The following is a 15,844-nucleotide window of genomic DNA, read 5'->3' as shown; positions in this document are numbered from 1 at the left end:
ATCATAGTATGGTTTTGATGTTAGTAATTCCCGTGATAAAAGCTATCCGGTTTATCAGAAAGTTCTAAATCATGAATCCATGTAGAAGAAAGAGTAGTTGGATTTTCATGTATTATAATCCATGACATCGGATCATACGTTTTTTCAAATCCTGAATTCATTGGTGATGGTTTTAAATTTAATAATTATTTTTATGTAAAATTTATTGCCATGTCCAGACCCATTCACGTTGCCATTACCAGAAAGGTAATTCCCGGAAAAGAAAAAGAATTTGAAGCGGCTTTACAGCATTTTTTAGGAGAATCATTTAAACGGGACGGTGTCCATGGTGCCATGATGATTACTTCCCTGAAAGAAGACGGCAAAAATGAAATCGGAATCCTCCGGACGTTTAAAGACGAAACTGAAAAGGATGCCTTCTACAATTCGGAACTGTTTAAAAAGTGGGAAGCATACGCAGGCATGCTCACTGAAGATGCTGTTTACCGTGATCTGACAGGGCTGGAAGCGTGGTTCCGATCGCCAACCGCACCGCCACGCTGGAAAATGGCTCTGGTAACACTATGCGGCGTTTTTCCCACCAGTATTTTCCTGAATTACACCATCGGTCATTGGATGAAAGACGGGAACGTTCTGCTGAGGATTTTTATGGTTGCCGCCTGCATGGTCGGATTGCTGACCTGGGTCGTGATGCCTTTTGTGACAAAGGTTTTTAAAGGGTGGCTGAGGAAATGAAAACTTAATGGAATCTTGTTTCAGTAGATATAATGATCATTAAGTATCTGTAAGCTTGGTGCTTATTCTCAAAAATTTATTTTTGATATAATCCAATTCATATTATTTATTCAGCACTTTATTAATTCTTCGTTCTGCCTCTTTTTCTGAAATACCGCTATAAAAATCTTTAACAAAAAGATGCTCAAAACTTTCATGCGGATAAATAAAGGGTCTGCCTGTTTTATTATCAACAACAACATCTGCCGGGATTGGGTCATCAAATTCATAATCAGGAAGATAGTTTGCCAGCCATCCAAAATATCCTCCTTCAAAATCATTATTGCCGTAATTTTCTACGTATTCATTATAACTTTTTTCGCTTAATGATACCCAAACGCCATAGTCAAGATCCTGACAGGCTTCATTGACTTCCTGTACCATGACTGCCCTGATAAAATAACAGGTCTCATCAGAATATCTTATAACACAAAAGTCCGGGCTCAGTTCAGCGTTTTCCATTTCTTCATCCGAAATATCAAGATAGGGAGAAGGCGAATTGTAAACTATTGCAGGCCAGTCTTCTTTTTCTTTGCCACAGCATTCACAGATATATTTCATAGTTTAGTTTAATTGCAGCGAATATAAAAATTATTCTCAATATCAGATTTGTAGTCCCTGGTTATTATTCCTATTTTATCTGACTCTTCAATCTCTCAATCAGCATCGTAATAATTCTTTTGTTGAAAACTTTGCTGTCAGAATGATAAACTTCCAGTTCCTGAAGGGTGAACATCCCGATGGTCATTCCGATGAAGATATTTTTCAATACGCTGTCTTTCTGCAGGCTTTGTTCTATAAAACTGTTTTTTTTCGCTGCAGATAAAGCATTAAAATCTGCATTCTGGCGGATGGCATAGCTGGTAAATAAAGAACCGTAAAGGTCATTCTGTAATTTTAAAACAGGGCGCAGCGTCTGGTTCTGAAAGACTTCCTGCGGAGTAGTTGCTTCGGAATTCAGAATGTTGAGTGGTTCTCTCAGGTCTATCTTATTGATCATGATTTTTGTTGGTTAATTAAATTGATATATTGTGATTACCCCACCGTCGGCGTATCCTCCTCTTTTAAAATCTTTTTCTCTTTCATAGACAGCATCATCCTTTCGCATTTGTATTTCTCCCAGTCGAAATTATTGAGGAAATCCAGGGCAGCCTGGAAGCCGCGGTTGAAAAGTTCCTCTTTTTCTTCCCGTTTCATAAAGAAGTTCAGCCAGCTGCTGGTGCCGCAGTTGACAGTCTGGATGCTGAACAGATGGTAAAAAGTATGCTTGGTCAGAAACGTTTTGTCATTAAAGCCTCTCAACGTATCGATGATGTTTCCGGCGTAGGTAAGGGGAGACTCAAGAATCTCTTCGCTGGTTTTTCCTTTTTCAGAAAGGATATCTGCATCACTGGTGAGCTGTACCCCGAACAGAGGCATCCTCGGATAAAAAATATCGGCAGTATGGAAAAGGTCCATCGGGAAATTGGAAATGCTCCCGCCGTCGATGAAAACACCGACCGGATTGATTGATTCCTCTTTGGTGTTCATCCAGAATTTCCAGGCATATTTTACCGAGTCATCCTCTTTATTGATTCTTTTCTGCATCGGCTCAAAAAAGAACGGGACCGACATGGAAGCACGAACAAATTCTGCCGGGCTGATGTGCTTCAGTTCCTCTTCAGACCAGTACAGATTGGCCATCGTCGGCAGTTCCACCTTTATTTTGGCATTGATATCGGTGGTAACAACAATGTATTCGGATTTTAAAAGATAAAAAGGGTCTTTTTTATAATATTCGTTGTTTACCGTACTGTCAAAAAAAATGCGGTACCGGATTTCGTCGATGTGCTTTTTGTTGTTTTCCCGGATCTCTTCGATGCTTTTCAGGGCGATATCATAATATTCCGTACCGTTTCCGTAGCGGTAATCCAGATTAAGACTCTTACCCGACTGTATAAATTTTTCATTGAGCTGGGCAACGGTTTTAATCCCGAACCCTTCCAGTACCTCTTTCATCCGGTTCAGGAACGTAGTGCCGGGATTGAGCCCTGAATTCCCTTTCTTCAGATCAGCATAAAGTTTTGCCAGGTATGCAGCCCCGATGATTACCAGCAGTAAGGGAACGGCAAAAAGGATTTTCGTTTCCCAGATGGCTTTCGTAGGAAAAACAAATGCGAGGATCCCAAAGAATACAAGAACGGCAATGGAGATATAAATATTGATTTTCAGAAAATTTTTATTTTTGAGCATCGCTCGGATGGTCTTTTTTACATAGGGTTTGCCATCCATGAAATCGGCAAAGTTCCAGTTGAGCAGGATTTCTCTGATGATACCGCTTTTGGCTTCTTCCTTGGTTTTACAGGCCGCAATCAGCATGGTATTGATGGCCCCGGCACTCGTACCTGCCACTTTCAGGAACCGGATCCCGAAAATTTCCAGTCCGTACAGATATCCTACCAGCGCACTTCCCCAGACCCCGCCGCCTTCCTGCACAAATTCCACATACTGATGGCCGTCCGCACCCAGCACATCAGAAAATTCCTTAGCCGAAATATTCGCATACAGGGCTTCTAGCTTTTCTCGGGACTGAGGCGAGAGCATCGGGTCTTCAAGAATGGATTTCAGGGTTTCAGGTTTCATGGCCGGTGTATTTGGTGTTTTAAAGTTTTATAATGAACAGGATGAAATTTCAGTGTATCATTAATTATATATAAATTTAATCCAATATTTCCAAATCACGGACATTCATCTACCATTGTTTCCGGCGTGCATAGATAAAGGTGCAGATCACGACAATCGCCATCAATCCCAGGGTGAAAAAGTATCCGTTCTTCTGATGCAGCTCCGGCATGTTATCGAAGTTCATTCCGTACAGCCCGGCAATAAAAGTAATCGGCAAGAAGTAAACCGAATAGATCGCCAGTACTTTCATCACCTGGTTGGCTTTCTGGTCAGACAGAGCCAGGAACATGGAAATAAGGTTGGTAATCTGGATATTAAGATGGTCGAAATCGGCAACTACATCTTTGTGTTTATCCTTGAGGTCAAAAAATTCGGATTCCTGAAGTCCAAGGAGCTTGAATTTATCAATGGCATCCGCAGAAATGGTCAGCACCCTGAAGTTCAGGCCGGATTTCCGCTTCAGCTTGTATAATCTTTTGATCTGATTGGTATGATTCGTGTTTTTCAGGAAAATTTCGTTTTCGATATTATCCATGGTTTCAAACAGGCTGACCGATTCATCATCGAAACTTTTCATGATCAGCAGAGCGATTTTCAAAGCAATGCTTTCAGGGGTCATATCTTCCTTACTGCCCGAGATCTGCCTTTTTGTTTCAGAAATACTCTTCGTTTTCATGCGGTGAACGGTGATAATGGTACGCCCTAACAGAAAAATCCCGATTTTCGTGCTGATGTCACTGATGGTATTGAGGTTCTTGCGCTCCAGTTCAGTGCTTTCGCGGAGAAGGAAAAACCGGATGTTCCCGCTCTCTTCATATTTCGGTAAGTGGTTCGGATCCAGGGTGTCTTCCAGAAGAAGATGGTTGATTTCATACCGTTCATGTAAATATTTGATGTCTTCCTCGGTAGGGGCCTCCACATCCACCCATTCGCACTGGGAATCTCTGTAAATCGTATCAATTGGCATACCGTAAAAATAGCATTATTTTAAAAAACTATGTATTAAATAAGTTTATCTTTGTTAAAATTAAAAAACTATATGATTAAAAGTACAATAAAAGGAATCGGATTCTATGTGCCGGATAACGTTGTTACGAATGATGATTTAGCTGCATTAATGACCACCAATGACGAATGGATTACGGAAAGAACGGGGATCAGGGAGAGAAGACACCGTAAAAACCGGAATGATTCCCAGGAAACCACTGCGTACTTAGGTTTTAAAGCTTCAGAAAAAGCAATCGAAAACGCCGGACTGACGGCTCAGGATATTGATTATATTATTTTTGCCACCCTTTCTCCGGATTATTATTTCCCGGGATGTGGAGTGCTCCTACAGGATATGCTGGGATGTGATACCATCGGGGCGCTGGATGTAAGAAACCAGTGTTCAGGGTTTATTTATGCCATGAGTGTGGCCAATGCTTTCATTAAATCCGGGACCTATAAAAATATTCTGGTAGTTGGAGCCGAGGTTCATTCTTTCGGACTGGATTTTTCCGATGAAGGAAGAGGTGTTTCCGTAATTTTCGGGGACGGGGCAGGAGCCATGGTGCTTTCTGCTACTATAGATGATAATGTTGGAGATATCCTGGCAGTTAACATGCACTCGGAAGGGAAATTTGCAGACGAGCTATGTACGCAGTTTCCGGGATCCAAATTCGGATGGAGCGACAGGATGAGAAAAGAACCTGAACAGGTAACCAATAAAGAAGTATACCCGATCATGAATGGGAATTTCGTATTCAAGAATGCGGTAACAAGGTTCCCTGAAACCATGCAGGAGGCATTGGACAAAGCCGGAAAAACCATTGAAGACCTGGATATGTTTATCCCGCATCAGGCCAACCTCAGGATTGCCCAGTTTGTGCAGCAGAAATTCGGGCTGCCGGATGAAAAAATTCATAACAACATCCAGAAATACGGAAATACAACCGCAGCTTCCATTCCCATTGCATTAAGCGAAGCCATTGAGCTGGGAAAAATCAGAAGGGGAGACCTGGTACTCCTTTCTGCCTTCGGAAGCGGATTTACATGGGGAAGCGTTCTGTTTGAATACTAACCTTTATTCAGTACGAAATAATTCAATTGTTATTATACAAAGAACCGCCGTCTGCTACAGACGGCGGTTCTTTGTATTGATGACCATAAAGCTGCTTACGGTTTTAAAAGTCTTTCAAATTAGGTACATATTTTACTTTAACCTGAAAAAATAAAATCCGCAGAGAAGTCTGCGGATTTTATTTATATTATTGAATCTGTAAGCTTTTCAGTAGCTTTTCCGTATCAGAAGCATCTTCTCCTGTGCTTTTAGCCAGCTGTACCGACTTCTCAGCCCATATTCTGGCATTTTTCTTATCCCCGATCTTATTGTAAAGATTAGCCAGGGTGTCGGTATTGGCAGAATTTTCATTTTTCTTTACCGATTCCTGTGCCCAGGCTACCGCTTTCTGCAGGGATTCCTTATTGGTTACATTTTCGAAAAAGTTCCATGCAATTGAATTCAACTCTTCTGAACTTACTGCTGACGGGTCTCTGTAAAGGTCTATCGTCAGTTTTTCATAGGTCGGGATATCTTTATCTTTCAGTGCTCTTCCGGCTTTCACCCTGGTCAGGATTTTTATCGCCTCGTCTTTTGTCATGAATTTCTGCGTCTCTGTCATGAAATACGGCTCATTCCATTTTTTCGTTTCCGTATTGTACGATTTTTTAATGATCGTATTCAGTTTGATATTTTTGTCGAATGACTCATACCTGTCTGCCGGAAGGATCTTGGTGATCTCTGATTTTTTTGCCTGAAAGGTTTTATACAGCGGGCTGTCTGTGCTCTGTGTACCGGAAAGCAGCATCTGAACATCTTCCTTATCCAGTTCTGTTTTACCGTTGAAATAACGTTCCATTACTTTGGCTGCAAATTCAGCATCATTGTACATGGTAAGCCCGGCCAGGTTTTTAAGGAACTCAGGATCTTTTTCACCGGCTTCGAATTTCTGCTTTAATGTTCCTAATCTTTTTGCAGGATCGCCGGCATCTTTTGCAAACTGGATGAAATCATTTTCCTCCACATACCCTAACGTTCTGTGTACCACTTCACCGTTCCCGTCTATGAAAAGATAAGTAGGGAAGGCCTTTACGTTGTATTTTTTCGCAAGATCAACACCTTCGCCTTTTTCCATATCAATTTTGGCATTCACGAAATGTGAGTTGTAATAATCTCCTACGGCTTTCTGAGGGAATACATTTTTCACCATCAGCTTGCACGGTCCGCACCATGAAGCATAGGCATCTACAAATATCAGTTTGTTTTCTTTTTTGGCTTTTGCCAGGATAGAAGAGAAGTTGGTGTCTTCAAATTTAATCCCCTGTGCCAGCGTCATGGCTCCGATAAAAAGGGCGGAGAATATTGTCAGTTTTTTCATAATACTTTTTATTGATTACAAATGTAATAATTATGGTAATACATAAGTCTGTATATCGTAAAAATAGTTACAGCCTGGATTAGATTATTTTTCCAGGTTTAAGTTAAATAACATGGTGGCGGTAATAAATCCTTTAACTGTTTGGATTCCATTGAAAAAGTAATGTGTATTATCAATTTCAGTTAAAATATATTTTAAAAAAAATAGAGAGAAAATGTGTTTTTATTGAATTTTAATCCCGGAACCATGATTTTTAACTGAAGATGATCTGAATGTAAGGTGGGTTTAAAAATGAAAAACCGCAGAAATAAGATTCTGCGGCTGTGTTTATTTTGTTGCGGCCGTGTCAGCTTTCATTTTCATGCTGTCGGCTGTGGCAGATTCAGAGTGGGCAGCTGCCGTTTCACCCATATCGTTTCTTAAATATTCTTTATTTCGTTCGTCTTTAAACTCTTCCCTTTTCTGCTTATCCTGAGCACAGCTTCCCAGAAAAAGGGCGCCTAAAACAGCTCCTGCTAATAATTTTCTCATAACAATTTTTTAATGTTTCGTACAATCAAATATAATCAATTAAGATAAAAGATAAAAGATAAAAGATAAAAGATAAAAGATAAAAGATAGCTTTTAAACTTCAATATTATAAATCCTGGCAATACGGTTTACTAGAGCCATTTACTATGTTCAATTCTGATAAAATTACCGCAAACAAAAAAATCCACAAAATAATTCGTGGATTTTCAATTACAGGTAAAACTGAATTTACCTTGCCGGTGTTGCAGTAGCCGTTGAATCAGTTCCCATTTTCATACTGTCCGGACTAGACATCGTATTGTTGGTCGTCATCGAATCGGTGGTTGCCGGTGTGCTCTGCATTGTATTGTCTACTGCTGCCGTTGAGTCTGTACTACCCGTCGACATGGAAGATTCCTTGGTTCCGCAGCTTATGGTCACTAATCCAAGTGCAACAGCTGCTAGCAATAATTTTTTCATAATATTTTATTTTTTTGGTATGCGGTCAGTAACAATCAATAACTATTCCAAAAAAACATTCTGTGAAGCCAGCGGAGGTTATGGCAGAACAGGGTGATCATTTTTCCGATATGCCTGTTGCTCATGGATAAAAAAAGTCTCCGGAATTTTATATTCCGGAGACTGTATGCAGTTAATGCATAATTTAGAAATGATCCATTATCTGTTATATGCTGATAATCAGATTACCCAAGATAAGGATATTTGTAATCTTTAGGCGAAACAAAGGTTTCCTTGATGCTTCTTACTGAAGTCCATCTTAACAGGTTCATTTTAGATCCCGCTTTATCATTGGTTCCGGAAGCCCTGCCGCCACCGAAAGGCTGCTGGCCTACTACGGCACCGGTTGGCTTGTCATTGATATAGAAGTTTCCTGAAGCATTTTCCAATGCCTTGAAAGCTTCGTTGATGGCATAACGGTCCTGTGCAAAAACAGATCCTGTTAAAGAATAAGGAGAAGAGGAATCTACTAATTCAAGCGTTTCTTTCCAGTCTTTGTCTTCGTAAACGTAAACCGATAAGATCGGACCGAAGATTTCCTCCACCATACTTTCATATTGAGGGTTTGTTGTTTCGATTACCGTTGGGTGCACAAACCATCCTTTGGAGTCGTCAGTTTTTCCGCCGATTACCACGTTGGCTTCACCGGATTCATTGGCTCTGTCGATATATCCTTTGCATTTTTCGAAAGAATTTTTATCAATTACTGCATTTACAAAGTTGGAAGGGTCTTCAGGAGAACCGATTTTAATCGAACTGATCTGGGTTTCCATTACTTTTTTCACATCCGCCCAAAGCGACTGCGGAATATAAGCTCTGGAAGCCGCGGAACATTTCTGCCCCTGATATTCAAAAGAACCTCTCACCAAAGCTGTAGCTACTGCTTCTACATTGGCAGACGGATGGGCAATCACGAAGTCTTTTCCTCCGGTTTCACCCACAATCCTCGGGTAAGTTCTGTAGTTGTGGATATTGTCACCGATCATTTTCCACATTCCCTGGAATACTTTGGTAGAACCGGTAAAGTGAAGTCCTGCAAAATCCCTGTGTGCCAGTACTTTTTCAGCCGTTTCTTTACCATCGGTAAAAATCATATTGATGACGCCGGCAGGAAGTCCGGCTTCCATCAGCACATCCATGATTACTTTTGCAGAATAGATCTGCTTGTCAGACGGCTTCCATACCACTACGTTTCCAAGCATTGCCATACAGGCAGGCAGGTTGCCGGAAATTGCCGTAAAATTGAAAGGCGTTACGGCAAAACAGAAGCCTTCCAACGGCCTGTACTCTACACGGTTCCAGATTCCGCTGTCGGAAACCGGCTGCTCAGAATACATTTCAGTCATGAATTCCACGTTGAATCTTAAGAAATCAATCAGTTCGCAAGCTGCATCAATTTCAGCCTGGTGAACGTTTTTCGACTGTCCGATCATGGTAGCTGCGTTGATCACGTCACGGTAAGGGCCTGCCAACAGGTCAGCTGCTTTCAGGAAAATAGCGGCACGGTGTTCCCATCCCAGTTCATTCCATGCCTGTTTTGCAGCCAGTGCTGCATTTATGGCATCATCCACATGCTGCATCGTACCTCTGTGGTAAAAACCGAAATCGTGTTTATGGTCCTGAGGAGACTGTAACTGGACTTTATCGCCCGTTTTTACTTCCTTTCCGTCAATTACCATTGGGATTTCTATCTTTTCAGCCCACATTTTTTTGTACTGGGCGATAAGACTTTTTACTTCTGAAGAACCTGGTACGTAAGAATTTACCGGTTCATTAACTGCAAAGGGTACCTGCGATATTGCTTTAGACATATGTATATGTTTTAATTTAAATACTTTATACAAATTTACGCTTTACTTTTCAAAGGAACAATTTCTGTAAATACTTCGTCCTTATAATTGCAGGAATACCCTCATGATAATGAAAATATCAAGTGGAGAAAACAACTTTTTCTTTCTGTGGATTTTAAAGTTTATTGTGTATAAAGTGTAAGAATGGAGGAGATAAAGTTCCTTTAAATAAATATGAAGAATGATGTTCATGCGGTTTTAAACAAGCTTGAAGGGAATAGAATGGCAGTTCAGCCTCAAGAATATAACAGCAGTGATAAGAGATATCAGACGGATAAATAAAATGCAGCTTTTGAATTGAATCAAAAACTACATTTTTTCGGTTTCCAGTATTTTAAGCACCAGTTTTTCTTCGTGTGTCAAATCTGCTTTTCCATCGTTTTCCTCTATCTTTTCAAGTTCGTCCAGGTACTTTTTAATGGAATTGTTTTCATACAGGTTGATCACCAGCGGATGCACGTAATATTTTCTGCATACGGTACTGGTATTTCCAAGATGGGACGCAACGATTTCCAAAGCTTCCTTTACTTTTTTTTTGTATTCTGCATGGGTTTCTGCATACCCGATTTCCTTGAATGCAATTAAGGCACTCACCGTTCCGGACCAGGTCCTGAAATCCTTGGCGGTAAAATCTTCCCCGCTGATTTCTTTGATGTATTCATTTACCATCCCGGAATCAACAGTGTGGCGGTTTCCTTCATCATCAATATACTGAAAGAGTTCCTTTCCCGGAATATCTTTGCACTTCTGTACCAGGCGGGCAAGCCTCTTGCTTTTCAGGTCAATGTTGTGCATAACCCCTTTTTTGCCTTTAAAGGAAAAATTAATTTTCTGCCCTTTGATCTGGACATGTTTTCCTTTTAAAGTCGTGAGCCCGAAAGAGCCGTACAGCTTTTCATAAGCGTTATTCCCGATCCGGATATTCGTACGCTGCATCAGGCTGACAATTAAAGCCAGTACTTTTCTCTTCTCAAAAGTCCTTAAGGCTAAATCTTTTTCCACCTGAAGGCGGATTTCCGGTAAAGCATACCCGAACTGAAGCATCCTGTAAAACTTGGTGTGGTTTCTCAGCGCGCTCCATAAAGGATGGTAACGGTATTGTTTCCTCCTTTTTAAATCGATTCCGGTAGCCTGAAGATGGCCGTTGTCCAGGGCGCAGATCCATACATTTTCCCAGGCCGGAGGAATTACCAGTTTATTGATCCTTGTAATTTCTTCCTTATCCCTGATTTTTTCACCGTCTTTATAGTAAGCGAATTTTTTACCGTTTTTTTTACGGGTAATACCGGCTGTTTCTGCATCGGAGGTATAAATAAGATGTACCGCCTTTGCAGAAGCAACAGGATCTTTCATAATTTTTACAATTTTCGAGGGCTTCAGATGGGAAATGATTTCTAAGTCTGAATTTTCCATAAGATCAATTTATTTCCTGCCTCTTGAGAACAGCCATAAAATAATAGCGATGATCCCTACTACCACAATGATTCCCCACCACATACCGGCTTTAAAAATTGTTTCCACAGCCTCGCAGCTTGTAAGCGTTAATAAACCCAGTGTCATTAAACTGTATAAGCTCCATTTTTTCATAATATTCTGTTTTTAAATGTTTAGTAATTATTTTATTTAGATTCTGTGATAATCGCCTCTCCATCGGGTGATGGATTTTTTAATATCGTCTCCGGAAGTGTTTTCCCTTAATGCTTTTTCCAGCAGGATTTTAAACTCATCATCATAGGCAAACCGCAGGGCGGCGATCTGGCTGAATGTAAGCTTTTCTTCAATATTATCTGATCTCTGTCCGGATATCTCATAATACCGCTGTTTGAATTCCAGGCGTACGATTCTGTTCTGAAGTCCTACCGCATAATGCTGACGTACCATAATGGCAAGGAAAAGGATCAGAAAAACGGTTACGGAAAAAAGAATCCACAAAAGCTGGTTCTGCTCATCATCCATACTTTTATAAATTCCCGTGCCTAATAAGATTAACAGTAGAGGAAGATAGATAAAATGATGAGGCGGATAAAATTTTCTGTGGTTTTTGTAATTCTGGCTTTCCATATTTATGATTTAGCAATAACCTTTCCAAAGTGTTAATGTTTAATAATATTGCTTGTCAGAACCAAGATCAATAGCCTGTTTGAGAGTTCATATAAGAAGGACCTTAAAAACCGATGGAGTAGGAGCGGAATAATTAAAGCGGAAAATAACTGAATCTGATGATGTTGAAAAGTTCACTGTAGGCAAAAAATATGGTTTAAAGTAATTGTCAAAACTTACAGGGACAGCGTTTAAAAAACCTGCATAATCTCTTTTGAAACTTTAAAAATTCGTAACTTCCCGTCTTTAAAAATTATTAAAAAATGACTTCAAAGGAAAAAATAGCTGCGCTTCGTGAAGAAATGCAGAAAAATAAGGTTGATGCATTTATCGTATATTCTGCAGACCCGCATATGAGTGAATACCTTCCCGCAGAATGGCAGGAAAGAGCATGGCTTTCGGGGTTTTTAGGCTCCGCCGGATTCGTGGTGGTTACCAAAGATAAAGCAGGTTTATGGACGGACGGGAGATATTATACCCAGGCAGCCCAGGAGCTTGAAGGTTCCGGGATTGATTTGTTTAAAGACGGGCTTGAAGGTACACCCAATTATATCGACTGGATTATCTCTGAAATCCCTGCCGACGGTAAAGTAGCGGTCAATGCCCTCGCAACAGCCCATGCCAATTGGGAACTGCTCACCGGGAAGCTAAATGAAAAAGGCATTACACTGGTTGACGCTCCTCTTTTAAAAGAAATCTGGAAGGAGAGAGGTAAGCCTTCTAAAAATCCGGTTTTCGTACATCCTGTGGAAAGAGCGGGGAAATCCGTTGCTGATAAAATTGCTGCAATCCGCCAGAAAATGGAAGCGCAGGAAGCTACGGTACATATCATTTCAAGCCTGGACGATGTAGCCTGGACCTTAAACCTGAGAGGGAGCGATGTGGAAAGCAACCCGGTATTCCTGGGATATATCGTAATCACCAAAAACGAGGCCCTGCTGTTTACCGACCTGGAAAAGCTTGAAGTGGACTCAAGAAAAGAAATGGATGACGCGTGGGTGAAAATGAAGCCTTATGAAGAGTTTTTTAACTGCCTGAAAGGATTTAAAAATGAAAAAGTTCTGGTTTCCCCTAACAGCAACCAGTCGATTTTCGAAATGTTAAAAGAAGATAACCAGTTTATCAAAGCTGCGGTTCCCGGCAATCTGATGAAGGCCCAGAAAAACGAAACTGAGCTGGAAGGTTTCAGGACCGTTATGGTACGGGACGGTGTGGCCATGGTGAAATTCCTGTACTGGCTTACCCATAATGCCGGAAAAGAATCCATGACTGAATATTCCATCGGTGAAAAGCTGAGAGGGTTCCGTGCGGAAGGAGAAAACTTCGTGGGGGAAAGTTTCGGAAGCATTGTAGGGTACAAAGATAATGGTGCAATTATGCATTATTCTGCGAAAAGCGAAGGCTGCCAGGAGGTAACCAATGATTCAAGTATTTTGGTGGATTCCGGCGGACAGTATCTGGAAGGAACCACGGATATCACAAGAACACTGGCATTAGGTGCCGTATCTGATGAATTCAGAACAAACTCTACCCTGGTACTGCAGGGACTGATCCGTCTGTCCATGGTAAAGTTCCCGAGAGGAACGCGGGGCGTACAGCTTGATGCCATTGCAAGACTGCCGTTGTGGATGCACGGAAAAGACTATAACCACGGCACCGGCCACGGTGTAGGGAGCTTTATGAATGTTCACGAAGGCCCGCAGAACATCAGGAAAGACATGAACCCGCAGGAGCTTCTGCCGGGAATGGTATGCTCCAATGAACCCGGGTTTTATGTGGAAGGACAATACGGGATCCGCCACGAAAACCTGATTGCCGTAAAAGAAGCGGAGAAAACGGATTTCGGAACTTTTTATGAGTTTGAAACCTTAACGTTCTGTCCGTTCTTCAAAGATACCATCGTTAAAGAAATCCTTTCTGCACAGGAAATTGAGTGGCTCAACAGCTATCACAAAACCTGTGAAGAAAAGTTAGCTCCTTATCTGGAAGGTGAAGTGAAAGAATGGTTCCTGGACCTGGTAAGTCCGCTTTAAATACACGTTATGAAATTAATGCATAATCTTTGACTTTGAAATATAATTTTCATTAAATGTTTAGTTACAAAATATTTTCATTACATACATTAATAATGTCCTGCATGATTTCTGCAGGACATTTGTTTCTATAACTTTTTTCAGATTGATTATTCCGATGTACAGGACTGTTAACATTCTGTTGTCTGAAGAAAGGTTTCTAAATGTCTAATCTGTAATTTAGTACAACTAAAGATTTTGAAACACAGATATCCATTATAATTGAATACAAATATAAGTGTATACAGGGCTGAGAATATCTTAAACAACCGCACAGAGTTTAGCCTTTATTGAAAAACTGTCTGAGCTCTTTTTGCAGAAAACCGGGACAGCCGGGGTACAAAAAAGCGAATAGTGAAAGCAAGTTCTTGGCTCTGAAAATTTCTTTTAAAACTCCTATCTTTGTATTATGAATAACGATACCATCTGTGCGCTGGCTACGGCCAATGGCGTAGGTGCCCTGGGGATTATCAGGGTTTCCGGAAATGAAGCATTACCGATAGTTCAGAAGAGTTTTCCTTCCAAAAACCTGGAAAAACAGAAATCCCATACCATCCATTACGGTTATTTTATGGATGGTGAAGAATCGATTGATGAAGTGATGATCTCTATTTTCCTGGCTCCGAAAAGCTTTACAACGGAAAATTCCGTAGAGATTGCTTTTCACGGTTCGCCGCACATCGGGAAACGTATTTTGGAAACCCTCATTAGAAACGGTGCCCGGATGGCCAAAGCCGGGGAATTTACCCTGCGTGCTTTCATCAACGGGAGGATAGACCTTTCCCAGGCAGAAGCCATTGCCGATGTCATCGCATCTGAAAACGAAGCTTCAAGAAAGGTGGCGATCAGTCAGCTGAAAGGCGGAATCACGAATGAAATATCATTGCTGCGGACAGACCTGCTGAACTTTGTTTCACTGATTGAGCTGGAACTGGACTTTGCCGAAGAGGATGTGGAGTTTGCCGACAGATCTGCTCTTACCCAATTGCTGAGCAGAATCGAATTAAAACTTAATTCCCTGATCGAAAGCTTCCAGTACGGAAATGCTATTAAAAACGGGACGGCGGTTGCCATCATCGGAAAACCAAACGCCGGCAAATCTACCTTGCTGAATGCGTTATTGAAAGAAGAGCGGGCAATCGTCAGCAATATTGCCGGCACAACCCGCGATACTATAGAGGAAGTACTGCATATCAAAGGACATGCATTCAGACTTATCGATACGGCAGGATTGCGTGAAACAACAGATGAAATTGAAGCCATCGGCGTGAAAAAAGCCCGGGAGAAAGTGGAAAATGCACAGATCCTTGTTTACCTCGCTGATGTCGCCACCGCAGATTTTACCGCAGATATTGAGATGATACAATCCTTGATAAGAGACGACCTTAAGTTGATTATCTGTGCTACTAAAATTGATGAAGTTACGCCGCCACAATATGAAAGAGTGGAAGAAATCTTCAGGAATGCTCTATCAAACGAGTTTGATTTTATTAAAATTTCAGCCGTTGAAAACCAGAATATCCAGGATCTTAAAAATGAACTCTCCTCTTATGTGGAACAGCTCAAAGCCTCTGAAAATAATGTTGTAATCACCAATCAGCGTCATTTCGAAGCTTTACGGAAATCCCTGGATGCAGTACATCAAGTCAATGAAGCCATTTCATTCCAGATTTCTACCGAACTATTGGCTTACGAATTGAGAAACGCACTGGAACATCTGGGTGAAATTTCCGGTGAAGTAACGAACGATGAAGTGCTGGGGAATATTTTTTCTAAGTTTTGTATCGGGAAATAAATTAGCTTTTCTTTGATTTCTTTTTCTTTCTTTTGTTTGACTATCAGATAGTTATATAGATTTTATTTTCTCTTATTAGACTATATTTGTATATTTGTACCACTTTTGTACTACTTCATACCTCGAAAATAGTGAAAAGTA

The 15,844-nt window shown here is 40.9% G+C and carries 15 protein-coding genes; 4 read left to right on the top strand and 11 right to left on the bottom strand.

Translation table 11 applies throughout. The features are described from left to right. The first annotated feature begins 210 nt into the window (after nt 1-210). Nucleotides 211-735: an antibiotic biosynthesis monooxygenase gene (locus ASE55_RS18015; RefSeq protein WP_056222998.1), complete on the top strand. Its 525-nt coding sequence runs from the start codon at nt 211-213 to the stop codon at nt 733-735. A gap of 102 nt (nt 736-837) precedes the next feature. On the opposite strand, the gene ASE55_RS18010 is transcribed toward ASE55_RS18015, so the two are convergent. The 4 genes from ASE55_RS18010 to ASE55_RS17995 form a co-directional block, all read right to left on the bottom strand. Then, nucleotides 838-1,335 carry a DUF2199 domain-containing protein gene (locus ASE55_RS18010; protein ID WP_056222995.1) on the bottom strand — a complete coding sequence of 166 codons (498 nt, stop codon included), beginning with the start codon at nt 1,333-1,335 and terminating at the stop codon, nt 838-840. A gap of 70 nt (nt 1,336-1,405) precedes the next feature. Beyond that, the gene (locus tag ASE55_RS18005; protein WP_056222990.1) at nt 1,406-1,774 is read right to left on the bottom strand and encodes a hypothetical protein; all 369 of its coding nucleotides are present in this window, start codon (nt 1,772-1,774) and stop codon (nt 1,406-1,408) included. A 35-nt stretch (nt 1,775-1,809) separates the two neighbouring features. Continuing rightward, a complete protein-coding gene (locus tag ASE55_RS18000; protein ID WP_056222988.1) occupies nt 1,810-3,396 on the bottom strand; it encodes a patatin-like phospholipase family protein in 1,587 nt (528 codons plus the stop codon). 109 nt (nt 3,397-3,505) lie between these two features. Further along, nucleotides 3,506-4,405 carry a CorA family divalent cation transporter gene (locus ASE55_RS17995; protein ID WP_056222985.1) on the bottom strand — a complete coding sequence of 300 codons (900 nt, stop codon included), beginning with the start codon at nt 4,403-4,405 and terminating at the stop codon, nt 3,506-3,508. Nucleotides 4,406-4,477: 72 nt separating this feature from the next. Here ASE55_RS17995 and ASE55_RS17990 point away from each other — a divergent pair, with 72 nt between their 5' ends. Next, nucleotides 4,478-5,500 carry a 3-oxoacyl-ACP synthase III family protein gene (locus ASE55_RS17990; RefSeq protein WP_056222982.1) on the top strand — a complete coding sequence of 341 codons (1,023 nt, stop codon included), beginning with the start codon at nt 4,478-4,480 and terminating at the stop codon, nt 5,498-5,500. Nucleotides 5,501-5,687: 187 nt separating this feature from the next. Here ASE55_RS17990 and ASE55_RS17985 read toward each other — a convergent pair whose 3' ends face one another. The 7 genes from ASE55_RS17985 to ASE55_RS17960 form a co-directional block, all read right to left on the bottom strand. After that, nucleotides 5,688-6,857, bottom strand: a complete 1,170-nt coding sequence (locus tag ASE55_RS17985; protein WP_056222978.1) for a thioredoxin family protein — start codon at nt 6,855-6,857, stop codon at nt 5,688-5,690. A 327-nt stretch (nt 6,858-7,184) separates the two neighbouring features. Next, the gene (locus ASE55_RS17980; RefSeq protein ID WP_056222976.1) at nt 7,185-7,388 is read right to left on the bottom strand and encodes a hypothetical protein; all 204 of its coding nucleotides are present in this window, start codon (nt 7,386-7,388) and stop codon (nt 7,185-7,187) included. Nucleotides 7,389-7,616: 228 nt separating this feature from the next. Beyond that, complete coding sequence (locus ASE55_RS19975; RefSeq protein WP_238585079.1) at nt 7,617-7,835, bottom strand: cytochrome C551; 219 nt, start codon at nt 7,833-7,835, stop codon at nt 7,617-7,619. A gap of 236 nt (nt 7,836-8,071) precedes the next feature. Further along, nucleotides 8,072-9,697 carry an L-glutamate gamma-semialdehyde dehydrogenase gene (pruA, locus tag ASE55_RS17975; protein WP_056222972.1) on the bottom strand — a complete coding sequence of 542 codons (1,626 nt, stop codon included), beginning with the start codon at nt 9,695-9,697 and terminating at the stop codon, nt 8,072-8,074. A 348-nt stretch (nt 9,698-10,045) separates the two neighbouring features. After that, nucleotides 10,046-11,149, bottom strand: a complete 1,104-nt coding sequence (locus ASE55_RS17970; protein WP_056222970.1) for a DNA topoisomerase IB — start codon at nt 11,147-11,149, stop codon at nt 10,046-10,048. Between the two features lie 9 nt (nt 11,150-11,158). Continuing rightward, nucleotides 11,159-11,323 carry a hypothetical protein gene (locus ASE55_RS17965; protein WP_056222968.1) on the bottom strand — a complete coding sequence of 55 codons (165 nt, stop codon included), beginning with the start codon at nt 11,321-11,323 and terminating at the stop codon, nt 11,159-11,161. 36 nt (nt 11,324-11,359) lie between these two features. After that, complete coding sequence (locus tag ASE55_RS17960) at nt 11,360-11,797, bottom strand: DUF6526 family protein (protein WP_056222966.1); 438 nt, start codon at nt 11,795-11,797, stop codon at nt 11,360-11,362. Between the two features lie 302 nt (nt 11,798-12,099). Between ASE55_RS17960 and ASE55_RS17955 the strand changes: the two genes are divergently transcribed. Together ASE55_RS17955 and mnmE are read left to right on the top strand one after the other, a co-directional pair. Then, on the top strand, nt 12,100-13,869 hold the full coding sequence (locus ASE55_RS17955; protein ID WP_056222963.1) for an aminopeptidase P family protein: 1,770 nt from the start codon (nt 12,100-12,102) through the stop codon (nt 13,867-13,869). Nucleotides 13,870-14,317: 448 nt separating this feature from the next. Then, on the top strand, nt 14,318-15,703 hold the full coding sequence (mnmE, locus tag ASE55_RS17950; RefSeq protein ID WP_056222962.1) for a tRNA uridine-5-carboxymethylaminomethyl(34) synthesis GTPase MnmE: 1,386 nt from the start codon (nt 14,318-14,320) through the stop codon (nt 15,701-15,703). Nucleotides 15,704-15,844 lie beyond the last annotated feature (141 nt).

The organism is Chryseobacterium sp. Leaf201, from assembly GCF_001421435.1.
Lineage (GTDB): Bacteria > Bacteroidota > Bacteroidia > Flavobacteriales > Weeksellaceae > Chryseobacterium.
This window is presented reverse-complemented; position numbering and strand designations above follow the sequence as displayed.